20 protein-coding genes and 2 pseudogenes are annotated in these 24,673 nt (G+C 42.8%); 1 reads left to right on the top strand and 21 read right to left on the bottom strand.

Features of this window, described 5'->3' with window-relative positions; translation table 11 throughout:
* Positions 1-263 precede the first annotated feature (263 nt).
* The 12 genes and pseudogenes from DW650_RS15555 to DW650_RS15500 form a co-directional block, all read right to left on the bottom strand.
* Positions 264-485 (bottom strand): annotated as a pseudogene (locus tag DW650_RS15555) (PDDEXK nuclease domain-containing protein); the annotation flags it as partial.
* Between the two features lie 15 nt (positions 486-500).
* Positions 501-1,091: pseudogene (locus tag DW650_RS15550) on the bottom strand (AAA family ATPase); the annotation flags it as partial.
* 17 nt (positions 1,092-1,108) lie between these two features.
* Positions 1,109-2,545, bottom strand: a complete 1,437-nt coding sequence (locus DW650_RS20365) for a PD-(D/E)XK nuclease domain-containing protein (RefSeq protein ID WP_118210456.1) — start codon at positions 2,543-2,545, stop codon at positions 1,109-1,111.
* The gene (locus DW650_RS20360) at positions 2,482-2,961 is read right to left on the bottom strand and encodes an AAA family ATPase (RefSeq protein WP_158570887.1); all 480 of its coding nucleotides are present in this window, start codon (positions 2,959-2,961) and stop codon (positions 2,482-2,484) included. Before DW650_RS20360 ends, DW650_RS20365 begins: the two co-directional genes overlap by 64 nt.
* Before the next feature lie 231 nt (positions 2,962-3,192).
* On the bottom strand, positions 3,193-3,639 hold the full coding sequence (locus tag DW650_RS20355) for a hybrid sensor histidine kinase/response regulator (protein ID WP_117922216.1): 447 nt from the start codon (positions 3,637-3,639) through the stop codon (positions 3,193-3,195).
* A gap of 43 nt (positions 3,640-3,682) precedes the next feature.
* Positions 3,683-4,726, bottom strand: coding sequence for an aldose epimerase family protein (locus tag DW650_RS15530; RefSeq protein WP_118210454.1), 1,044 nt, complete (start codon positions 4,724-4,726; stop codon positions 3,683-3,685).
* Positions 4,727-4,768: 42 nt separating this feature from the next.
* Complete coding sequence (locus tag DW650_RS15525; protein WP_118210453.1) at positions 4,769-5,464, bottom strand: L-ribulose-5-phosphate 4-epimerase; 696 nt, start codon at positions 5,462-5,464, stop codon at positions 4,769-4,771.
* Positions 5,458-6,405, bottom strand: a complete 948-nt coding sequence (locus DW650_RS15520) for a transketolase family protein (protein WP_118210452.1) — start codon at positions 6,403-6,405, stop codon at positions 5,458-5,460. Before DW650_RS15520 ends, DW650_RS15525 begins: the two co-directional genes overlap by 7 nt.
* Positions 6,393-7,232: a transketolase gene (locus DW650_RS15515; RefSeq protein WP_118210451.1), complete on the bottom strand. Its 840-nt coding sequence runs from the start codon at positions 7,230-7,232 to the stop codon at positions 6,393-6,395. Before DW650_RS15515 ends, DW650_RS15520 begins: the two co-directional genes overlap by 13 nt.
* A 527-nt stretch (positions 7,233-7,759) precedes the next feature.
* Positions 7,760-8,413: a fructose-6-phosphate aldolase gene (gene fsa, locus DW650_RS15510; RefSeq protein ID WP_015521585.1), complete on the bottom strand. Its 654-nt coding sequence runs from the start codon at positions 8,411-8,413 to the stop codon at positions 7,760-7,762.
* A 186-nt stretch (positions 8,414-8,599) separates the two neighbouring features.
* Positions 8,600-10,096, bottom strand: coding sequence for an L-arabinose isomerase (gene araA / locus DW650_RS15505; protein ID WP_117922221.1), 1,497 nt, complete (start codon positions 10,094-10,096; stop codon positions 8,600-8,602).
* Between the two features lie 26 nt (positions 10,097-10,122).
* Positions 10,123-11,724 (bottom strand): xylulokinase, encoded by a 1,602-nt coding sequence (locus DW650_RS15500; RefSeq protein ID WP_118210450.1) that lies wholly within the window; start codon positions 11,722-11,724, stop codon positions 10,123-10,125.
* Between the two features lie 247 nt (positions 11,725-11,971).
* Between DW650_RS15500 and DW650_RS15495 the strand changes: the two genes are divergently transcribed.
* The gene (locus DW650_RS15495; RefSeq protein ID WP_118210449.1) at positions 11,972-12,541 is read left to right on the top strand and encodes a TetR/AcrR family transcriptional regulator C-terminal domain-containing protein; all 570 of its coding nucleotides are present in this window, start codon (positions 11,972-11,974) and stop codon (positions 12,539-12,541) included.
* Between the two features lie 139 nt (positions 12,542-12,680).
* On the opposite strand, the gene fucO is transcribed toward DW650_RS15495, so the two are convergent.
* The 9 genes from fucO to gap all read right to left on the bottom strand — a co-directional run bounded on the left by fucO (position 12,681) and on the right by gap (position 24,388).
* Positions 12,681-13,826, bottom strand: a complete 1,146-nt coding sequence (gene fucO, locus DW650_RS15490) for a lactaldehyde reductase (protein WP_118210448.1) — start codon at positions 13,824-13,826, stop codon at positions 12,681-12,683.
* Positions 13,827-13,980: 154 nt separating this feature from the next.
* The gene (gene purB / locus DW650_RS15485; RefSeq protein ID WP_118210447.1) at positions 13,981-15,432 is read right to left on the bottom strand and encodes an adenylosuccinate lyase; all 1,452 of its coding nucleotides are present in this window, start codon (positions 15,430-15,432) and stop codon (positions 13,981-13,983) included.
* 25 nt (positions 15,433-15,457) lie between these two features.
* Positions 15,458-16,921, bottom strand: a complete 1,464-nt coding sequence (gene purF, locus DW650_RS15480) for an amidophosphoribosyltransferase (RefSeq protein ID WP_117922226.1) — start codon at positions 16,919-16,921, stop codon at positions 15,458-15,460.
* 131 nt (positions 16,922-17,052) lie between these two features.
* Entirely contained in the window at positions 17,053-17,931 is an 879-nt protein-coding gene (locus DW650_RS15475) for a phosphoribosylaminoimidazolesuccinocarboxamide synthase (RefSeq protein WP_243102988.1), read from the bottom strand.
* A 367-nt stretch (positions 17,932-18,298) separates the two neighbouring features.
* Positions 18,299-19,840, bottom strand: a complete 1,542-nt coding sequence (gpmI, locus tag DW650_RS15470; RefSeq protein ID WP_118210445.1) for a 2,3-bisphosphoglycerate-independent phosphoglycerate mutase — start codon at positions 19,838-19,840, stop codon at positions 18,299-18,301.
* 93 nt (positions 19,841-19,933) lie between these two features.
* Positions 19,934-20,944 carry a hypothetical protein gene (locus DW650_RS15465; RefSeq protein WP_118210444.1) on the bottom strand — a complete coding sequence of 337 codons (1,011 nt, stop codon included), beginning with the start codon at positions 20,942-20,944 and terminating at the stop codon, positions 19,934-19,936.
* Between the two features lie 88 nt (positions 20,945-21,032).
* Entirely contained in the window at positions 21,033-21,782 is a 750-nt protein-coding gene (gene tpiA, locus DW650_RS15460; RefSeq protein WP_006858104.1) for a triose-phosphate isomerase, read from the bottom strand.
* 265 nt (positions 21,783-22,047) lie between these two features.
* Positions 22,048-23,271 (bottom strand): phosphoglycerate kinase, encoded by a 1,224-nt coding sequence (locus tag DW650_RS15455; protein WP_118210443.1) that lies wholly within the window; start codon positions 23,269-23,271, stop codon positions 22,048-22,050.
* A gap of 100 nt (positions 23,272-23,371) precedes the next feature.
* Entirely contained in the window at positions 23,372-24,388 is a 1,017-nt protein-coding gene (gene gap / locus DW650_RS15450) for a type I glyceraldehyde-3-phosphate dehydrogenase (protein ID WP_015521575.1), read from the bottom strand.
* Between the last annotated feature and the right edge of the window lie 285 nt (positions 24,389-24,673).

Genomic DNA, 24,673 nt, shown 5'->3' with positions numbered 1-24,673 from the left:
TGCAATAAAATATCTGATTATAGTCCCAACCGTATTTGTAATAATATCGTTTATATCTGTGGTTTTAAAGGTAATAATGTGATGTATTAAGAACAGATGAAGATTTGTTTAAATCTTACCGAACGGACAGCGTCAAATAACTTCCCATCTGACTGATCACTTTCAAATATCAGAATAATTTATCTCATTTTCCATATTAAAATTCCAAACTATCCACATTTAACAGAAAATACTTCATACCCATAATTACAAAGTGCTTAACTTTACATTTCCATTTCTTCTATCTCTTTTAACATAAATTCTTCGAGTTTCTTCTTGTCAGGCAAATGTAACATATACGTTGAAACAAATAACTGGTTATCCATTCCAGATAAGGCATATTCTACCATCTGAGAACCTTTATCTGTACAAAGCAGTATTCCTACTGGAGGATTATCTCCCTCTATCATCTCATTTTTCTTATAATATCCTACATAAGCATTAAGCTGCCCTCTATTTTCTCACTCCGGTTCCTGTAACAGCCGGTGCAGCAGATGCTCCCTGTTATTGATAAACATTTCCGTCACGATATAGCTGTCCGTCTCCTCATATTCACAGTGTCTTATTTTCCCGCTGTCAAACTGATAGATCTCCGTATCTGGAGTTCCAAGCAGGATCGGCGAATGTGTCACAATGATAAACTGTGCCCCCGCTTTCGCACACCGGTAAATATCCATGAGCAGTGTCAGCTGCCTTTGTGGTGACAGTGCCGCCTCCGGTTCATCAAAAATATAAATACCATCCGGTCTCATATATTTTTGTGCGATCGCTAAAAAACTCTCCCCATGGGATTTTTCATGATATCTTTCAGATGGATGCGCAATATCTGCATATTCTGTCTCTTTGGTCGCCACATTGTAAAAACTTTCTGCCCTCAGAAAATATCCCGACTTTGGTCTGCGGATGCTCTTTATGACTCTTACCGCATTGCATAATTCTGAATGGGAATCATATGTAGAAAAGACATAATTCTTTGTTCCGCCTTCGGGATTAAACCCATACGCAACGGCGATTGCTTCTAACAATGTCGACTTTCCGCTGCCATTTTCCCCTCTTTCGTATATATGGATTATACCCCATTTTCACCTGAAACCACCAGCACATCTTTGCCCTGAAATGCAAATCCGAGTTTATAGATTTGTCCCCGTCCGATGCCTGCCGCGATCAGATCCGCCTCATAATTTTTCTCTTCGATCTGCTTTAATGCATTCGCGGCTGTCTGCTCTAAACTCCGTTCTTTTTTCGCATCAAACACTTTGAACTCCATGATAAATGCATCCTTATTTCTCTCTAACGGATACATTGCGATATCATACCTCCCCTGTCCGCTTTCCCTGTTTGATACGATCCGGTATTGATCTCGCAGAGATACGATGAGTCCTAACACCAGTCCACGATAAAAATTTTCCGGTGTACGCTCCGGGGGACATTTTCCAACATCAAAATAACTCATGGAAGTGTATGCAATATCCAGCAAAATATCATTCAGATCTTCCATGCGGTGTGAGAGCAGTGCTTTTGTAAAATCATTATAAACGGCATTTCCATTTTCAAACATCGCAAGGATTTCATAGCGGAACATTCCCATCACTTCCCGGTTTGTGACCGACATATCGCACCATGTGCTCTCTCCCTGCTTTCCAACATTTTCCGCTTTAATATAGCCATCTGCCAGAAAAAGTGACCAAAAACTGTTCTCGTCACCGTCAAGATATTGAAACGTGATATTTTCATTGATCTCTTTATGAATGATTTCCCCTGCCATAAGCTGTTCAATCTCATGTTTGCTACGCACAGGATGTCTGCGGATGATCTCCCCGATCAGTTTGTTACTGCTGGTATTGATCCAGTAGGACTGCAATTCCCCGGACCTCATATAATTACAGATGGACCACGGATTATACATATCTTTTTGTTTTCCAAAAATAAATCCATCATACATTTCTTTCACATCATGCATCGTATCCATGTTCTGGCACTTTAATGCATCCATTACTTCCTGTTCCGTAAAACCGAAGCAATCACTGTAAGCCTCGCAGGTAACCGTATCCGTTTCAAGGTTATTCAGATCCGAAAACAGCGAATTTTTTGAAACCTTCGTCACTCCGGTAATCAAAGCCCTCGCATAGTAAGGATTTTCCTTAAATGTACTGTGAAATAACTGACGACAGGTACCGATCATCTCACTCCAGTACCCATCCGTATATGCTTCAAGCAGAGGTGTATCATATTCATCCCCTAAAATGACCGGCAGGATCTGGTAGTGCAGATAGACGAGACGGCACAGCCTCTGTATTGCAATTTCAATCCTTCCGGTATCTCCCGCACGGAACAGTTCTCTCAGACTCTTATATTCCTTTAGATCCTCCGCTTCCAGTCTGGTGCTTTTCAGCAGATATCTGTGTGCTTCATACATATTATAAAAACTGTCTGCAATTCCTTTTACCGCCTGTTTATAGTCTGCTCCCTTACAGTTCCCAAAACTGATGGAAATAACAGGAACCATTCCAAACAGTTTTCGGATCTCTTTATCCCCCAGACCCTTAACTTTTCAAAATATTCCGGATGGTCTGCAAATCTCGGATCAAAAAAAGTCTCAACTGTACTAAGAAGTGTCGTCTTGCCAAATCTTCTTGGTCTCGTGATCAGCGTGACTTTTGCATCCCTGTAAACCCATTCTGCAATAAAATGTGTCTTATCCACATAAAACTGTCTGCCACATGCAAAATCTTTAAAATCCTGATATCCGCACCCGGCTCCCGCATTCAGATATGGATTTCGTTTTAAAATATTCTGCAGTCCATCCACATACGCAAGCAGCCGCTTTTTCTCTTCCGAAAGCTTTCCCCGTTCTTCAAACTCTGCCAGTACCTGTTCCCGCTGTGATAGCTTAACATAACAGCTGACTGACTTTCCCTCCACTGTCTGCTGGATATACGGCTGTTTTTTACCGTTAATATTCTTATAAGTCAGTGTTCCCTTCGGCAGTTGTTCTAACCGGTTATCTATCTCTCTGATACGATCTTTCGGATTTCGTATTCTATTCCTCCATCTGCAATCTCATACTCCTATGCATCAAAAATGGTTATGTATGGTTATATCCATAATATAACCATACATAACCATTGTCAATTCGTATCAATCAGTTTTCTTTCAATGTTTCCCTGCAAGCCCCTCCTGCAGCGCATCTAACACACTCTCCATATGGATCGGCTTTGCGATATAACCATCCATACCTACCTCAAGTGCACGCTTGCGATCCTCCTCAAACGCATTGGCAGTCATCGCGATCTCTGCATTCAGATCATTATCCTCCGCCAGAAGAATCTTTTTATCTGCAAGTACTTCCCTGACGTCATCCCTGCGCTGTCGTCTGCGGCTCTCTTCGATCTGTTTTTCACTTGCAATGGAAAGCGGCAGATCCACCGTAGTCTTTGTCCCACCCCCCTCCTTGCTCTCCACCCGGATCGTACCGCCCATCAGGTCAACTAAAGCTTTTACGATCGGCATGCCAAGTCCGGTTCCGACAACTTTTGTCTCAGTGCTTGTCCTCTCCCGGGCAAATTCTTCAAATAGATGTGGCACTGTTTTATACATCATCTTTTATTCATGCTGACAGATCTACGTCTGAGCCTACTGCCTGTTACTTCACAGAAAAACAATACTTTGTCTGAGAATGATAAGTTTCTCCCACATGTAAAACCGGGGATTTAAAATTCGGTTCATTCACTGCATTCGGAAAATACTGTGTTTCCAGACAGAATGCGTGGCGAGAATCATAGGATGCACCGCCTTTTCCTGTCTGTTTCCCAATGAAATTTCCGGCATACAGCTGAATACCGACACAGTCCGTATAAACATCCATACAAATACCGGATTCTTCTGATCTTGCACGGGCTGCAAGCTGCATTGTCCCATCAGCCTTGTCCAGTACAAAATTGTGGTCATAACCGCCAACAAACTTAAGCTGCTCGAAGTCTGCACTGATATCCAGACCAATCTTTTTCATCTTGCGGAAATCCATCGGTGTTCCGGCAACCTTTTCCACATCACCGGTCGGAATCGCCTCGCCATCTTTTACCGGTGTATAATAGGATGCTAAAATCTCAAGCTCCTGATCTTCCATACATCCGGAATCATGACCATTCAGATTAAAATAAGCGTGGTTCGTAAAATTAGCAACTGTGGTCTGATCGGAAACTGCCTCATAAGCAATTGAGAGCACATTGTCGTCTGTCACCGTATAAGTAACCTTTGCTGTCATATTTCCCGGAAAATCCTGTTCTAAATCCTTACTCAGATAAGAAAATGTAATCTCATCTTCTTTCTGCTGTTCCACATTCCAGATAACCGAATTAAAACCATTTTTCCCACTGTGCAGGTTGTTTCCATTGTCATTTTTTTCAAGCAGATACTCCCTGTCATCCAAAACAATTTTCGCTCCGCCGATCCTGTTTGCATTACGTCCGATCACTGCCCCAAAATAACAGGTATGCTCCTGATATTCCTGTGGTGTATCATATCCAAGCACGACATCGCGCTTCAAACCGTTTTTATCCGGCACGAGCACGGATACGATCGTTGCCCCAAGATCCATCACAGCAACTTCCATACCATTTTTATTTTTCAGCAGATATTTTGTAACTGTGTTTCCTTCTTTTGTTTTTCCAAACTCAATACCACTCATCTTAATCCTCATTTCCGCGCATCTTTATTTCCGCCGCTGTTTTTAATTTTGACCGTAATATGCATTTGCGCCGTGTTTACGGTAAAAATGCTTTTCTTTGATGCAGTCCGGCGCCGGAAGTACTTTCGGGTTCAAAAGTTCTGTGTTCTTTGCCATTTTAGCGACTTCCTCTAACACAACCGCATTGTGGACTGCTTCTGCTGCATCTTTTCCCCAGGTAAACGGTCCATGATTCTTGCAGAGTACCGCCGGTGTATACATCGGTTTGATGCCTCTTGTCTCAAAAGTCTCGATGATGACTAATCCGGTATTTTTCTCGTAGGCTTCCTCAATCTCCTCCGGTGTCAGATTTCTTGCACAAGGGATCGGACCGAAAAAGTAGTCTGCATGTGTGGTTCCGTAAAGAGGAATATCCCTTCCTGCCTGCGCCCATGCGACAGCTTCCGGCGAATGGGTATGTACGATTCCGCCGATCTCTTCGTATTTTTTATAAAGTTCAATATGTGTTGCCGTGTCGGATGACGGCTTGTATCTTCCCTCGATCCTATTGCCCTCTAAGTCCATGACAACCATATCATCCGGGGATAATGCATCGTAATCCACACCGCTTGGCTTGATCACAAAATATCCGCTCTCTCTGTCAATCCCACTGACATTTCCCCATGTGTAGGTGATCAGCCCACGGCGCGGCAGTTCCATATTTGCCTCATAAACCTGTTTTTTTAATTCCTCTAACATAATTTCTGTTCCTCCATAATACGTTTTGCAATGCCCTCTGCATCCAGCTCATATTTATGAAGCAATTCTTTTGCCGGTCCTGACTCTCCGAACACATCCTTTACACCGATCCTCGTGATCTTTGTCGGATATTTTTCACCGAGCAGCTCTGCCACTGCACTGCCAAGTCCGCCGATAATGGAATGTTCTTCCACCGTATACACACGGCCGGTCTGTTTTGCAGCTTTTAACACCAATTCCTCATCTAACGGTTTGATCGTATGGATATTGATGACCTGTGCGTCAATGCCTTCTGCTGCCAGCGTTTCTGCTGCTTTTAATGTCTCCGATACGCAAAGACCTGTCGCAAAGATCGTAATATCTTTTCCTTTTCGCAGTTCCACACCTTTGCCGATTTCAAACTTGTATTCTGGATTGTCATTGATGACCGGAACCGCAAGTCGTCCAAAACGCAGATAAACCGGTCCTACATACTCGTAAGCTGCCCGCACGGCTGCTCTCGCTTCCACGTCATCACTTGGATTGATGATGACCATGCCAGGAATCTCGCGCATCAGTCCGATATCCTCGTTGCACTGATGTGTCGCACCATCCTCACCGACAGAGATGCCTGCATGTGTTGCCCCGATCTTGACATTCAGATGCGGATAACCGATTGAATTGCGCACCTGCTCGTAGGCACGTCCCGCTGCAAACATGGCAAATGTACTGACAAACGGTACTTTTCCACAGGTGGAAAGTCCTGCTGCGATCCCCGTCATATTTGCCTCTGCGATACCACAGTCAATATGGCGTTCCGGGAATGCTTTCTTAAAAATACCTGTCTTGGTAGCTGCCGCAAGATCCGCATCCAGCACAACCAGATTGTCTTTTTCTTTTCCAAGTTCAGCCAGTGCATTGCCATAGCTTTCTCTAGTCGCGATCATTTTTACTTCTGACATAATGCTTCACCCGCCTTTCCCAGTTCTTCCATTGCAATCGCATATTCCTCATCGTTCGGTGCTTTTCCGTGCCAGCCTACCTGACCTTCCATATAAGAAACACCTTTTCCTTTTAAGGTATGTGCGATGATTGCTGTCGGCATGCCTTTAGTCTCCCTTGCTTCTTTAAAAGCCTCCGCAAGCTGTGCAAAATCATTCCCATCTGCGACATGGATCACATGGAAATTAAAAGCCTCAAACTTTTTATCGATCGGATCCGGTGAGCAGACTTCATCTAACGTTCCGTCAATCTGCATATTATTATTGTCGACGATCACTACCAGATTGTCAAGCTTACGATGTCCGGCAAACATGGATGCCTCCCACACCTGGCCTTCCTCAATCTCGCCGTCACCTAACAGCGTATAGACACGGTAATCTTTGTGATCCATCTTTCCTGCAAGTGCCATTCCGACTGCACAGGAAATTCCCTGTCCCAAAGAACCGGATGACATATCCACGCCCGGAATGTGTTTCATATCCGGGTGTCCCTGTAAATAGGACCCGGTATGGCGCAGTCTCTCCAAATCCTTCACCGGAAAATATCCGCGGTTTGCCAGCGTAGAATAAAGTCCCGGCGCCGTATGTCCTTTCGATAAGACAAAACGGTCACGATCCTCCATTTTCGGATTCATCGGATCAATATTCATCTCTTCAAAATATAAATATGTAAAAATTTCTGTTGCCGAAAGCGATCCCCCCGGATGCCCCGACTTCGCAGCATGCGTTGCAGTCACAATGCCCTTGCGTACCTCAACTGCAGTCTGCTTCAATTCTGTGATAGTCATTGATACCCTCCTTTAGTGTCATATAAACTCTGCGAAACCCGATTTTAAATCTTCTCACGTTGGAAGTATGGACAGGTTTAACGAAGGCACGCTTTCGCTGCGTGTCGCTCGCAACGGATACTAAGCGAGTAAAATACACTCGCTAAGTACCGGCGGCTCCCCAGCACCTTCTTATAAATCTGTCCATACTCCCAACTGTCTTAAGCTGCTGACGGGTTTCGCAATGATTTTTATTACTCTCCGAAAACGGCAGAGCGGTTTCTATTGTCTTTTTGTAAAACCTTAGTCACCAAAAACCGCAAAGCCGTCTTTATAGTTTTCCAAACTATTTCTACTCTCCGAAGACGACAGAGCGGTTTCTATAGTCTTTTTGTAGAACCTTAGTCACCAAAAACCGCAAAGCCGTCTTTGTAGTTTTCCAAACTATTTCTACTCTCCGAAGACGCCAGAGCGGTTTCTATAGTCTTTTTGTAAAACCTTAGTCACCAAAAACCGCAAAGCCGTCTTTGTAGTTTTTCAAACCATTTTTACTCTCCGAAGACGGCTTTATAGTCCTTCTGGAATTTTTCGATTCCGGCATCAGTCAACGGATGTTTTGTCATCTGGACGATTACGTTGTATGGTACAGTTGCGATATGTGCACCTGCCAATGCGCAGTCAGTTACGTGGATCGGGTTACGGATGGATGCAGCGATGATCTCTGTCTCAAGTCCATAGTTATCGAAGATCTGAACGATATCCTGGATCAGGTCGATGCCTGCCGTGCTGATATCATCTAATCTTCCAAGGAACGGAGAAACATAGGTTGCACCTGCTCTTGCTGCAAGGAGTGCCTGGTTTGCTGTAAAGATCAGTGTTACATTGGTTTTAATTCCCTCTGCTGAAAGAACTTTTACAGCTTTTAATCCTTCTACTGTCATCGGAATTTTTACAACCATGTTCGGATGGATTGCTGCGATCTCACGTCCCTCTTTGATCATACCTTCCGCATCAACTGTTGTAGCTTTTACTTCGCCGCTGATCGGTCCGTCTACGATTGATGTGATCTCTTTGATTACTTCATTGAAATCTCTTCCCTCTTTTGCGATCAAAGACGGGTTGGTGGTAACACCACAGATCACTCCCATATCATTTGCTTTACGGATATCCTCTACGTTTGCTGTGTCAATAAAAAATTTCATAATACACTTCTCCTTCTTTGTGTGCACGTGCACGTATTTTGTTTTCTATATGATAGTCTCTTTTATATAAAAATTCAACCGTATTTTAATGTTTTCATGATTTTGCACAACTTTTTTGCGTGCATGTGCACACTTTTCACAAAACAATTTTTTCATCATAAATATACACATGCATGTTATTGTTGTTTAACGGTAAAACAGTTCCCCAATCTGCAGATCACGTTTAAAATCACGGATCTTCGTATCTTTGTCAATATAAACAGCTTCAATTCCCATTGCATTTGCCCAGTCACCCATCTGCTCTGCAGTCAGATCGTAAGTAAATGCCGTATGATGTGCGCCGCCTGCAAGAATCCATGCCTCTGCACCGGTATAAAGATCCGGTTGTGGTGTCCAGAAATTAGTTGCTACAGGAAGTTTCGGCATTGGTTTTTCCACTTTTTTGCAGTCCACATCATTGATGATCAGACGGAAACGGTTGCCAAGATCAATCAGGGAAGTTGCAATACCTTTTCCTTCTTTGGATGTAAATACCAGTCTTGCAGGATCTTCTCTGTCACCCATGGAAAGCGGCTGGCATTTGATACTGATCGGGCCATCAGCGATTGACGGACAGATCTCTAACATATGTGCCTCTAAGATACCCTCTTTGCCTTTGACAAAGTTGTAAGTGTAATCCTCTAACATAGAAGTTCCCTTTGCATCTTTTTTGCCCTCGGTCATGATCTTCATCAGACGTACCATTGCAGCAACTTTCCAGTCACCCTCCGCACCAAAACCATAACCTTTTTCCATCAGCCTCTGGATTGCAAGTCCCGGAAGCTGTTTTAAAGCACCAAGATCACCAAAGTGGGTTACGATCGCCTGATAATTCTTTTCGTCTAAGAAACGCTCAAAACCAAGTTCGATCTGTGCCTGAACGGCAACATGACGTCGAAATTCTTCCGGATCGCGTCCCTCTAACAAAATGTCATATTTATCGTAATATTCATCGACCAATGCATTGGTATCGGATTCAGATACTGCTGCAACGGACTCTGCGATCTCATTGACCGGATATGCATCGACTTCCCAGCCAAATTTCAACTGTGCTTCCACTTTATCGCCTTCAGTTACCGCAACATTTCTCATATTGTCAGCAACACGCATCACACGGATATGGCTGCTCTCGATCACGCCGACTGCCGTGCGCATCCAGGAAGCGATTTTTTCCTGTACTGCCGGATCAGACCAATGTCCGACAACTACTTTACGTTCAATTCTCATACGGGTTACGATATGACCGTACTCTCTGTCACCATGTGCAGACTGGTTTTCATTCATGAAATCCATATCGATGGTATCATACGGGATTTCTTCATTGAACTGGGTATGTAAATGTAATAACGGCTTTCTGTATTCCTGTAATCCTAAGATCCAGGATTTTGCCGGCGAAAATGTGTGCATCCACGTGATCACACCTGCACATTCCTCATCCATATTTGCCTCGTTAAAAGTCTTTCGGATCAGTTCATTTGTGATCAGTGTCGGTTTCCAGACAACCTCATAAGGAAGTACCCCGGATTCATTTAATTTTGCAACAATGATCTTTGCATGCTCTGCCACGTGTTCTAAGCACTCATCCCCATATAGATCCTGTGATCCGGTACAAAACCAGAATTTGTAATTTTTTGTTTTTAACATGTGTAAATATCCTCCTGATATAATTTTTATAAGATCGGCATCGTCTCTACGGCTGCCTTTTCTGCTTCCAGTGTCTTTTTATAACTTTCAATATAAGCATCGAATCCTGCCACATCCAAAGGATCCGGTTCCATGACAGTTCCTGTTTCCCCGTTAAAGATCCGATCAGATAAGTACTGCTCTAATGTTTCACCCTCTTTTTTGTGAACCATGTAAGATGCAAGCAGTGCCATGCCCCATGGGCCACCCTCACCTGCGGTCTCCATAACCGCTACCGGTGCATCCATAGCCGCTGCAAGGATTCCCTGTCCGACTCCTTTTGTCTTAAACAGTCCTCCATGACCGTAAATACGGTCTACTTTTACTTTTTCCTCTTTTAACAGAATATCAAGACCGATCTTTAAAGTGGCAAGTGATGCATAAAGATTGCTTCTCATAAAGTTTGCCAGTGTAAAATGTGCGTCTGGTCTGCGCACGAAAAGCGGACGTCCTTCATTCAGACCGGTTACCGGTTCGCCGGAAAAATAATTGTAGGAAATCAGACCTCCGCAGTCTTTATCTCCCTCTAATGCTTTCCGGTAAAGTGTTCCAAACAATTCGTTCATGTCCGGTTTTAATCCGAATGCTTCAGCAAATTCTTTAAAAAGTCCAACCCATGCATTCAGATCCGATGTACAGTTGTTGCAGTGAACCATTGCAACAGTGTCTCCAGATGGCGTAGTCACCATATCCAGTTCCTCATGCACATTCTTTAAATCTTCCTCAAGAACAACCATTGCAAACACAGAGGTTCCGGCTGATACGTTTCCTGTGCGTACTGCAACGGAATTAGTTGCTGCCATACCGGTTCCGGCATCTCCCTCCGGCGGGCAGAGCGGAATGCCTGCGGAAAGATTACCGCTCTTATCTAATAATTTTGCCCCCTCAGCCGACAATGTTCCTGCTTTTTCTCCTGCAACCAGAACTTTCGGTAAAATGTCACGAAGCTTCCACGGATATCCCTTCGGTGCCACAAGCGCATCAAATTTATCGATCATCGCCTGATTGTAATCTCTTGTCTTCGCGTCGATCGGGAACATACCGGATGCCTCGCCGACACCGAGTACTTTTTCGCCTGTCAGTTTCCAATGAATATATCCCGCTAACGTTGTAAAATATGAAATACTGCTTACGTGTTCTTCTCCGTTTAAGACCGCCTGATATAAGTGTGCGATACTCCAGCGCTGCGGAATATTAAAGGAAAACTCCTTTGTAAGTGCTGCCGCAGCCTCCCCCGTGATCGTATTGCGCCAGGTGCGGAACGGTACAAGTAACTCCCCGTCTTTGTCAAATGCCATATAGCCATGCATCATTCCGGAAAATCCGATCGCTGCGAGTGATGTGATCACCGTATCGTATTTTTCCTTTACATCCTCTGCTAATCTGCCATAACAGTCGGTAAGTCCCGTCCAGATATCGTCCAGACTGTATGTCCAGATTCCTTCCTCTAAACGGTTTTCCCAGTCATGTGCACCGGATGCGACCGGCTCCCCTGCCTCATTCACGAGAACCGCCTTGATCCTGGTTGAACCGAATTCAATCCCCAGTACCGCTTTTCCGGCTTCAATCGTCTGCTTTGCGTTACTCATTATCCCTTCTCCTTTCAGATATAAACTACTTCTTCTATACTTTCAGCATACAACTTGTATGCATGTGTTAACAAGTTGTTTTTTCTTAAAATACCACTTTATAAAATCTCTATAAATTCGCTTTGTTCCTGACCATGTATGGTATAATGTATTAAGCTATGAGCAGTGCCAGATAAGAAGGAACACTGCGGAATAAAATACAGACCAGCACGAACTAATCACAACGTAAAAAGAAAGAGATTTTCCCATGCCATCAGAACATAAAACAAATGAAACCATCAAATACAAACTTGCCACCGCAATGAAAGAATGCATGAAATCCGCCTCCGTAGAGAAGATCACCGTCACGGAGATTGTGGAGACCTGCGGCGTGACACGCCAGACCTTTTACCGGAATTTTAAGGATAAGTATGACCTTATCAACTGGTATTTTGATAAAATTTTACTGGAATCTTTCGAACATATGGGTGAAGGGAAAACTGTGTATGAAGGACTGGTAAATAAATTTCATTATATCCAGCAGGAAAAGCTCTTTTTTAAAGCAGCTTTTAAAAATGACGATCAGAATTGTCTGAGAGATCATGATTTTCAACTGATCTGTGCCTTTTACGCCGAACAGCTTGAGACACGCATGGCGTGCAGACTTTCCCGTCAGCTGCTGTTTCAGTTAGAAATGTACTGCCAGGGTTCCATTTATATGACCGTACAGTGGGTGCTTGGCTATCGCAAATGCTCTGCCGAAGAACTCGCACATGCCCTTGCATCTGCCATGCCGGAAGAACTGCAGACTGTATTTCATAAATACGGGTTGGTTTGATGCAGGAAAATGTTACATTCATAAACATTTCTGTTACAAAAAAACCTTCCAGGCAAAACAATTATGCCTGAAAGGTTTTCTTTTACTTATGACAATATACGAATCATAAAGCGTACATTCTATGATTTCACCGCTGCAATTACATCAGTTTCCGGAAAAGATTCTTAAGATCTTCCACACTGGCATCTTTCGGGTTACCCGGAGCACATGCATCTGCATGAGCAGATTCCGCAAGGAAATCAAGGTCTTCTTCTTTTAATGCCTCAAGTTTTGTTGGGATTCCGACATCCACAGAAAGTTTCTGTACCGCATCAACTGCAGCTTTACGGTATTCTTCCACTGACATATCATCCACACCTTTGACTCCCATTGCACGGGCGATCTCACGGTATTTTTCTCCGGTACAGTCAGCGTTGTATTCCATAACGATCGGAAGCATCATCGCACATGCCACACCATGTGGTGTATCATAGACAGCACCTAAGGTATGTGCCATGGAATGAGCGATTCCAAGACCTACGTTAGAGAAGCCCATTCCGGCAATGTACTGTCCAAGTGCCATTCCCTCACGTCCCTCTTTCTTATTATCCACTGCATCACGCAGAGATCTTGAAATGATCTCGATTGCTTTCAGATGGAACATATCTGTCATTTCCCATGCAGCCTTAGTTGTATATCCCTCGATTGCATGTGTCAGGGCATCCATACCGGTGGAAGCTGTCAGTCCTTTTGGCATGGAGGACATCATATCCGGATCAACGATCGCGATCACCGGCATGTCGTGCGGATCAACACAGACAAATTTTCTCTTTCTCTCCACATCCGTGATAACGTAGTTGATTGTAACTTCTGCTGCTGTACCAGCGGTTGTAGGTACTGCAATGATCGGTACACATGGTTTTTTCGTAGGAGCAACGCCTTCAAGACTTCTGACATCCTCAAATTCCGGGTTCGCGATAATGATTCCGATCGCTTTGGAAGTATCCATGGAAGAGCCGCCTCCGATCGCGATCAGATAATCAGCACCTGCTTTCTTAAATGCCTCTACACCATGCTGTACGTTCTGGATCGTAGGATTTGCTTTGATATCAGAATAGATCTCATAAGCAAGTCCGTTTTTATCCAGAATATCTGTTACTTTTTTTGTGACACCAAATTTGATCAGGTCAGGATCTGAGCATACAAACGCTTTTTTGAATGCACGCGCTTTTGCCTCTGTTGCGATCTCTTCGATTGCTCCTGCTCCGTGATAAGATGTTTCGTTTAACATAATTCTGTTTGCCATAATAATCTTCTCCTTTTCCAATACTTATGATACTTTGATTGTAACAGGACGAAATCTTATTTGTAAGTGACAAAACAGTGAAATTGTAACAAAAAAAATAAAAATCCCGCCGGAACTTCCAGCAGGATTTTCATTTACTTATTTTCTGATCGGATTATACATTGATCTCAGCTTTTACTCCAAGCTCTGCTGTATTGGCATCTAAGATCGGTTTTACCACATTTGCGATAAACTTATCTACCTGGATCGGTGCACGTCCCACATATTTTGCCGGATCCATCGTTGACTGAAGTTCCTCTAATGTCAGGTTAAACTCTGGATCTGCTGCGATCAGTTCAAGCAGATTGTTGTCTTTTCCTTCTTCTTTGACAGTCTTGCCCGCCTGCATGGATAAAGTACGGATCTTCTCATGCAGCTCCTGACGGTTGCCGCCATTTTTTACAGCATCCATCATAATGTTTTCTGTTGCCATAAATGGAAGCTCTGCCATTAAATGTTTGGTGATGACTTTATCATATACTACTAATCCATCTACTACATTTAAGCACAGGTCTAAGATACCATCGATCGCAAGGAATCCTTCCGGAATGGAAAGTCTCTTGTTTGCGGAATCATCTAAGGTACGCTCAAACCACTGTGTTGCAGAGGTGATCGCCGGGTTTAATGCATCGATCATGACATAACGTGATAAAGATGCAATACGCTCAGAACGCATCGGGTTGCGTTTATATGCCATAGCGGAAGATCCGATCTGGTTCTTTTCAAACGGTTCTTCTACTTCTTTTAAGTGCTGTAACAGGCGGATATCATTTGACATCTTATGCGCACTTGCCGCAATGCCTGCAAGAATATTTGCAACTCTGGTATCTACTTTTCTGGAGTAAGTCTGTCCGGAAACTGCGTAACATTCTTTAAATCCCATCTTTGCAGCGATCATCGGATCGATCTTATCGATCGTCTCCTGATCTCCGTCAAACAGTTCTAAGAAACTTGCCTGTGTTCCGGTTGTTCCTTTTGAACCAAGCAGTTTCAAAGATCCCATGACATACTCAAGATCCTCAAGATCCATGATAAATTCCTGTGCCCACAGTGTCGCACGTTTTCCAACGGTCGTCGGCTGTGCAGGCTGGAAATGGGTAAATGCAAGTGTCGGCAGATTTTTATAGGTATCTGCAAATTTTGCAAGTTCTGCAATAACATTGACCAGTTTTTTATGAACTAATTCCAATGCTTCACGCATTAAAATAATATCTGTATTGTCTCCAACATAACAGGAAGTTGCTCCAAGATGGATGATTCCTGCCGCTTTCGGGCACTGCTGTCCGTATGCATATACATGACTCATAACATCATGGCGAACCAGTTTCTCACGCTCTCTTGCGACATCATAGTTAATGTCCTCGGCATGTGCCTTTAACTCGTCGATCTGCTCCTGTGTAATGACCGGCTTTCCATTCTCGGAAAGTCCTAACTCCATCTCTGTCTCAGCTAATGCGATCCATAATTTTCTCCATGTACGGAATTTTTTATCCTGTGAAAAAATATACTGCATCTCCTTGCTGGCATAACGCTCAGATAATGGACTTGTATATCTGTCTGTACTCATTTCTATTCTCCTTAATAGTGTTTAATTATCTCTCAAAATCTCCGCGGATGTCTTCTTTCGGCGGCTCCATCGGATAAGTACCGGTAAAGCATCCCTTACAGATGTTTAATCCGCCAACCATCTCCTCTAAACGCTCAATCCCAAGGTAACCAAGGGAATCTGCACCGATGATCTTACGGATATCTTCGATGGAACGGTTGTATGCGATCAACTGTTCCCGCTCCGGAATATCCGTTCCAAAATAGCACGGCCATAAAAATGGTGGTGAACTGATCCTTACATGTACTTCTGTCGCTCCTGCGTCACGCAGCATCTTTACGATACGGTCTGACGTTGTACCACGGACAATGGAATCATCGATCATGATGATACGTTTTCCATCTACCGCTTCTTTTAAAACATTTAATTTTACACGCACGCTTGACTCTCTGCTGCTCTGTTTCGGCTTGATGAAAGTTCTTCCGACATATCCGTTTTTCACAAATGCGGTGCCATATGGGATTCCCGACTGCAGGGAATAACCGAGTGCTGCCGCATTTCCGGATTCCGGAACACCGACAACAAGATCAGCATCCACCGGTGAATCCATGGCAAGGAAACGTCCTGCCTTGATCCTGGATGCATAAACGCTCACACCGTCAATGTGGCTGTCCGGTCTTGCAAAATAAATATATTCAAAAATACAGCGTGCTTCTTTTTCTTTTGGCAGTGCTAAGGAAAGATCCGACTGGATACCGCCCTCCGGTGTGATCGTAACGATCTCACCCGGCAATACATCACGGACATACTCTGCACCGATCGTATCAAGTGCACAGGTCTCGGATGCCAAAATGTAGGCATTGTCACGTTTTCCAATACAGAGCGGTTTAAAACCGTACGGATCACGCGCTCCGACTAACTTTCTCGGGCTCATCACTACCAGTGCAAACGCACCCTTGATCTTCTGGCAGGCACGTCCCACTGCCTCTTCCACACTGTTTGAATTTAAACGCTCACGGGCAATGTGATAGGCGATGACCTCAGAGTCGATCGTCGTCTGGAAAATTGCTCCGGTATACTCTAAATCCTTACGCAGTTCCATTGCATTGATCAGGTTTCCATTGTGGGCAAGCGCGAGTGTTCCCTTAACGTAATTAAGAACCAATGGCTGTGCATTCTCGCGGGTAGAAGCTCCTGCCGTCGAATAACGGACATGTCCGACACCGATATCGCCATGCATAGGCTCTAAATTATCCTGCGTAAATACCTCATTGACCAATCCCATCCCTTTGTATGAGGTTACTTTTCCCTTTGGCCCGTTTGTTTCACTGACTGCAATACCACAGCTCTCCTGTCCACGGTGCTGCAATGCAAAAAGACCATAATAAATCGTGGATGCAACGTCTCCGCCATCAAAATCGTACATTCCGAATACACCACATTCCTCATGCAGTCCGCTGTCGCCATTTGTCTGCCATGGTGTATCTTTCACAAATCCATTGTTGTCCATAAAATCCTCCTTGTTTTGCGAAGCAAAATCCGAGCCCCACAGCGAGGAGAGGATTTTCCTCCTTGTTTTTCGAAGAAAAATGCAATTTTACCATGTAAAATTTGCCCACTGGTGTTCAGAGGATTTTTCCACTATGCAAATTTCTTGCCTGTCAGAAGCTCATATGCCTCTTTGTATTTATTCACTGTCTTTTCGATGACATCATCCGGTAACAGGTAATCACTGTCCGGGTTGGCTTTTAACCAGTCTCTTACAAACTGTTTGTCAAAGGACGGCTGTCCCTGTCCCGGTTTGTAACCCTCTAATGGCCAGAATCTGGAGCTGTCCGGTGTAAGCATCTCATCTCCTAATACAACATTGCCATTCTCATCTAAACCAAATTCGAACTTGGTATCTGCAATGATGATACCTTTTGTCAGTGCATATTCGGCACATTTTTTATATAAAGCAATCGTATAATCTTTGATCTGTTCTGCGTAGGAAGCACCTTTTCCCGGATACTCTTTCTCTAAGATCTCCCTGCAGCGCTCAAATGAGATATTCTCATCATGCAGACCGATCTCAGCTTTTGTACTCGGTGTAAAGATCGGCTCAGGCAGCTTATCAGACTCTTTTAATCCCTCCGGCAGCTTGATACCACATACGGTACCGTTTTCTTTGTAGCTCTCCCAGCCGCTGCCTGTAATATATCCACGCACGATGCACTCGATCGGAAGCATCTCTAATTTTTTACACATCATACTGTTGCCGTCAAATCTCTCCTCATGGAAAAACTCCGGCATATCTTTCACCTCAACAGAAATCATATGATTTGGAACGATATCTTTTGTCAGATCAAACCAGAATTTAGACATCTGAGTCAGAATCGCACCCTTTTTTGTGACTTTATTCTTCAAAATATGATCAAAAGCAGAAATTCTGTCTGTCGCTACAATGATCAGGCTGTCGCCGTTATCATATACTTCACGTACTTTTCCCTCTTTAACTGGCTGAAATACTTTGCTACTCATCCTCTTTGTCCTCTTTTCCGGTGTTATGAACACCATATCATTTTCTGATGTTACCCAAAAATTATAATACATAGTCTTTTGGAAAGTCAATGACTTTGCCCATATGCACCCGGATCTGCGATATAGAAAATTGTGTTCTTTTTATTAGTATTTTTGTATAATTTTTATTATATTATAAGTAATACTTATATTTTTATTTATATACTCTTATTCTCACAAAAAGAAGCAGCCACACCTTCTGATCATAGACCAGTTTTTGCGACTGCCTTCTTATTATAAATGATACATTTTTAAAGTTTTAACTGCTTTACTGCCACAACTGTGACACCTCTTTTTGTCTTTCTATATGACTTTCACATCTTTTTTATTATTTTTTGATCAGTAAAGATTTTCCGGTCATTTCTGCCGGCTGCTCCATTCCCATCAGCTCGATCATAGTCGGGATGATATCTGCAAGACATCCATCCTCTTTTAAGGTGTAGGAAGGATCTGCATTTACCAGGATAAATGGAACCGGGTTGGTTGTATGGGAAGTTAACGGCTCGCCTGTCTCATAGTTTACAAGCTGCTCTGCATTACCATGATCTGCGCAGATGAACATCTGTCCGTCTACTTCTTTTAATGCCTCAACTGCTTTTCCTACGCAGGTATCGACTGTCTCAACTGCTTTGATTGCTGCGTCTAAGATTCCGGTATGACCAACCATATCCGGGTTTGCAAAGTTGATGATGATGACATCATATTTTTCAGAACGGATCGCATCGCATAATTTATCGCAGACTTCCGGTGCACTCATCTCCGGCTGTAAATCATAGGTAGCTACTTTCGGGGATTTTACAAGGATACGGTCCTCACCTTTGTTTGGTTCCTCCACACCACCGTTGAAGAAGAATGTAACATGCGCATACTTCTCTGTCTCTGCGATTCTTGCCTGAGTCATATTGTGTGCTGCTAAATACTCACCAAACGTATTTTTCAGTTCTACTTTCTTAAATGCAACTTCTTTGTTCGGAATCGTCACGTCATACTCTGTGAAGCAGATGTATTTTACGTTCTTTCTTGCGCCACGGTCAAATCCATCAAAATCATCCATACAGAATGTTCTTGTGATCTCACGTGCACGGTCAGGACGGAAGTTAAAGAAAATAACAGTATCGTTGTCTTTGATTGTTGCGATCGGTTTGCCGTTCTCTGTAATTGCAGTTGGAACGAAGAACTCATCTGTCACATCTTTTGCATAAGATGCTTCCATTGCTGCTACTGCGCTCTCGGCAGCCTCTCCTTCACCTGTGGTCAGCACTTTGTATGCTTTCTCCACACGATCCCATCTGTTATCACGATCCATTGCATAGTAACGTCCGGAAATGGATGCGATCTTACCAACACCGATCTCTTTCATCTTAGCCTCTAACTCCTCGATGAACTCTTTACCGGAAGTCGGAGCTGTGTCACGTCCGTCTAAGAAGCAGTGAACATATACGTTCTTTACGCCCTCTTTTTTTGCCATTTCAAGAAGTCCAAACAGATGTGTGATATGGCTGTGTACACCACCATTGGATAATAATCCATATAAATGAAGGTCAGAACCGTTTTTCTTTACATTTTCCATACCATCTAATAATGCCTGATTTTTGAAGAAATCACCATCGCTGATCTCTTTTGTGATCCTTGTCAGCTCCTGGTATACGATTCTGCCAGCTCCCATATTTAAATGTCCTACTTCAGAGTTACCCATCTGTCCGTCTGGAAGACCAACTGCAAGACCGCTTGCATTTCCTTTTACAAACGGATAATCTTTCATAAGTCCGTCAATCACCGGTGTTTTTGCCTGTGCTACGGCGTTTCCTTCTGTTTTTTCATTCAGACCAAATCCGTCTAAGATCATTAATACGGTAGGTTTCTTACTCATGTTTTGTTTCCTCACTTTCTATTCTCTTTCCATTTATCACAAGTATACGATTCTCCTAATCCAGAACCATTATACTGATAACCTCATTTGTTTTCAATAGTTTTTCTGGCTTAACTGTTTTTCCAGTTTCTTTGCTTTTGCCTGACATTCAACTTCTGTGACAAGGTCTTCACCTGCATCCTTATTGAGCTGTCCTAATATATAGGAATAAATCGCCCAGTTGGTATATGAATCATAATGAATTCCGTCTCCCTTTGTTCCAAACCCAAGTTTCGCCAAATACCGGTAGCAGTCGATATATGTAGCATTCTCAACCTTCTTAATGCGGTTATTAAATGATTCAATCCTCTGATTATTACATCTTGCCGGAGCGCCTGTATTTGTCGGATTCACAGACAACAGATAAAGTTTTGAACTGTCCGGCCATCTGCGATATTTATTCAGATAGGAACGGATTGATGTCAAGTCATTGACTCCTAATCCACAGATCACAACCCAGTTTTTGATTTCCGTATGCTGTCTCTGCAGCGACTGTACTTTCGGAAATGCCGTATCAGCAAGCCATGCATATCCCATTCCCGGACAGGACACCACAAAAAAATTGGGGATATCTTCGATTTTACACTCTTCATTCATCAGATAAAACCTGGAATCTCCCACAAATATATATCCGGTTTCATATTCATAGGAATCTTCGTCTGACTCATCTTCTTCCAGATCATTTTTTATCGTTTTATCCTCTCTGACTGTATTATATGTATCATCTGCCGTATTCTTTGTTGACCCTGTTTTTATACTATCATCAGCATCCTTTTCTTCATCATCTTTTTCATTGTCTGTCGATGAATTTTCAGAATTACCTGTTATATTCTCAGTTTTCGATTCACTGTTTAACTCACCATATTGTATAGATGTCTCAGTTTCCTGTAAAACATCTTCTAATGAAATATTTTGCCCGTCAGAACTCTGTGCTCTCGCATTTGCATTATTTTCTTTATATTCAAAATCCGCGCTTTCTGCCTGATTCCATTCTCTTGCAGTTACATTCCACCCGCCGATCAGTATCAGAACGCAGATCAGTATCCATATTATTTTCTTTTTCATATATTTCACTTTTTCCACACATATCAAGTGAAAAGGGGATTCTTTCTGTTTTCACTCCCAGATAGAATCCCCTTAACCTGATTATGATTTATTTGTAGTTTACAATTTTACCGAAATCAGCTTTTAAGGAAGCTCCTCCAACTAAACCACCATCGATATCTGGCTGTGCAAACAATTCTGCTGCATTACCCGCATTTACAGATCCGCCGTACTGGATACGTACTTTCTCTGCTGTGTCAGCGCCGTATACTTCTTTGATACAGTCACGGATTGCCTTGCAGACTTCCTCAGCCTGCTCTGTGGTTGCTGTTTTTCCTGTTCCGATAGCCCAGATCGGCTCATAAGCGATTACCATGGAAGCTACCTGCTCTGCAGTAACATCTTTTAAGTCAGATTTGATCTGCATACGGATCCAGTCTAAAGTGATTCCCATCTCTCTCTGCTCTAATGTCTCGCCGCAGCAAAGAATTGGTGTTAAGTTATGCTCAAAAGCTTTTTTCACTTTTTTGTTTAACATGCAGTCGCACTCTTTGAAGTAATCACGTCTCTCGGAATGACCGATGATAACGTATTTTACACCAGCATCTACTAACATCTCAGGAGCGATCTCTCCGGTGTAAGCACCTTTCTCCTCATAGTACATGTTCTCGGCACCTACTGCTACGTTGGTTCCTTTTACAGCCTCAACAACAGGTACGATGTCGATTGCTGGTACACAGTAAACAACTTCTACATCATCGCTTACTACTAATGGTTTTAATTCCTCTACTAATTTAACAGCCTGGCTTGGAGTCATGTTCATTTTCCAGTTACCGGCTACGATCTTCTTTCTTGCCATGATTTTATCCTCTTTTTCCCATTTTTAAAGTTTGTTGACATATCATCTGTTACCATACCAAGGCATTATGGCAGCTTTTTATTTCGGCTGCCTATACCTAAGGCGTTATGGCAGCCATTTTTTCTTTATGACAGTTCTTATTTATCGTCGGCTGCCTATAACTAAGGCGTTATGGCAGCCATTTTCACTTTATGGCAACTTTTTATTTATCGTCGGCTGCCATAACTAAGGCGTCATGGCAGCCAACTTTACACTGCAACTATTTTTACTTATCATCGGCTGCCATGACACCTGGTAATTCTTTACCCTCTAAGAACTCAAGGGAAGCTCCACCACCTGTAGAGATATGGCTCATCTTGTCACCGAAACCTAACTGGTTAACGGCTGCTGCGGAATCACCACCACCGATGATTGTTGTAGCATCTGTATCAGCAAGTGCTTTTGCAACTGCGATCGTACCAGCTGCTAATGTCGGGTTCTCAAATACACCCATCGGTCCGTTCCATACAACAGTCTTTGCTGTCTTAACTGCATCAGCATATAACTCCTGAGTCTTTGGTCCGATGTCGCATCCCTCTCTGTCAGCCGGCATATCTTTTACGTCACATACAGTAACTTCTACCGGAGCATCGATCGGGTTCGGGAAATCTGCGATGGTTACAGCATCTACCGGAAGGAGTAATTTCTTTCCAAGTTTTTCTGCTTTTGCCATCATCTCTTTACAGTAATCGATCTTAGTATCATCTACTAAAGATTTACCGATCTCATATCCCTGTGCTTTTAAGAAAGTATATGCCATACCACCACCGATGATTAATGTATCGCATTTCTCTAATAAGTTAGAGATAACATTTAATTTATCTGCAACTTTTGCACCACCAAGGATTGCTACGAACGGTCTTACCGGATTTTCAACAGCGTTTCCAAGGAAATCGATCTCTTTCTGCATTAAGTAACCAACTACGTTAGAACCACCCTTTGCAGTGATGAATTTTGTAACGCCTGCAACAGAAGCATGTGCTCTGTGGGAGGAACCGAATGCGTCGCATACATAATCGTCTGCAAGATCAGCTAATTCTTTGCTGAACTCTTCGCCGTTCTTTGTCTCCTCAGCGCCACGGAAACGTGTATTCTGTAATAATACAACATCTCCTTCGTTCATTTCAGCAACTGCTTTTGTAGCTGCCTCACCTGTTACATTGTAATCAGATACGAAGTTTACTTTTTTGCCAAGTTTCTCAGAAAGTTTCTCAGCTACCGGAGCTAAAGACTCGCCTTCGTTTGGTCCGTTTTTAACTTTTCCAAGGTGAGAACAAAGGATAACCTTTCCACCATCGTTGATCAGTTTCTGAATAGTAGGAAGAGCTGCGTTGATACGTGTCTCATCTGTGATTTTTCCATCTTTTAACGGAACATTGAAATCACATCTTACAAGTACTCTTCTTCCTTTTACATTAATGTCGTCTACAGATTTTTTGTTTAATGACATAAAATATGTCCTCCTTTTATATAATTGGGGTATAAAAACAGGCCCGGTCCAATAGGACCGGACCTGCTAAAAGTCGCATATAGTTATCGTAACCCGTCGATTATGCTAACTCACTGAAGTATTTGATTGTACGAACCATCTGAGATGTGTAAGAGTTCTCGTTGTCATACCATGAAACAACCTGAACTTCGTACTGGTCATCAGATACCTGATTAACCATTGTCTGAGTTGCATCAAATAATGAACCAAATCTCATTCCTACGATATCGGAAGAAACGATCTCATCCTCGTTGTAACCGAAAGACTCGTTAGCTGCTGCTTTCATAGCTGCATTGATGTCTTCTTTTGTTACGCCAGCTTTCTTAACAACTGCTGTTAAGATTGTTGTAGAACCTGTTGGGGTTGGTACACGCTGAGCAGATCCGATTAATTTACCGTTTAACTCTGGGATAACAAGACCGATTGCTTTTGCAGCACCTGTGCTGTTAGGAACGATGTTAACTGCTGCTGCACGTGATCTTCTTAAATCACCTTTTCTCTGAGGTCCATCAAGAGTCATCTGATCACCTGTATAAGCATGGATTGTTACCATGATACCAGACTGGATCGGAGCATATTTGTTTAATGCATCTGCCATTGGTGCTAAGCAGTTTGTTGTACAGGAAGCTGCTGAAATGATTGTATCAGAAGCTTTTAATGTCTCGTGGTTTGTATTATAAACGATAGTAGGAAGGTCATTTCCTGCTGGAGCAGAGATAACAACTTTTCTAGCACCTGCATTGATGTGAGCCTGTGCTTTTTCTTTGCTTGTATAGAAACCGGAGCACTCTAATACAACGTCAACTTTTAAATCTCCCCATGGGCAGTTGTTTGCATCTGGGAATGCGTAGATTTTGATCTCTTTACCGCAAACGATGATAGAATCATCTGTTGAAGATACTTCATCAGCATGCTCATATTTACCCTGAGATGAATCATATTTTAACAAGTGTGCTAACATTTTAGGACTTGTTAAATCGTTGATTGCTACTACTTCATATCCTTCTGCTCCAAACATCTGTCTGAAAGCAAGACGACCAATACGGCCAAAACCATTGATTGCTACTCTTACTGCCATTTTTAATTCCTCCTAGAATTTGTAAATGTGATAACTTGATGGGACTTATGCCCGTCCCAAGCTTCCTTTATTTTAACCAATTTCTTTTGAAAGTTCAAGCCTTTTTCTCTACTTTATTCTGTGTTTGTTAAATTTTTCACTATATGCAATTTTCCGGTCGTTTTTTCATGAATTTTATACAAAATATACAAATATGACTTCTTTTCTTTTGTGGGATAGGCTATACTATATCATAAGCTACTTACCAAATGTTGGTTTGTTTATGAAATAAATCGCCCGTCCCAA

The organism is Roseburia sp. AM23-20, assembly GCF_003470905.1.
GTDB classification, from domain to species: domain Bacteria; phylum Bacillota; class Clostridia; order Lachnospirales; family Lachnospiraceae; genus Roseburia; species Roseburia rectibacter.
The sequence above is the reverse complement of the archived record's forward strand: the minus strand, read 5'-3'. Positions and strand labels throughout refer to the sequence as shown.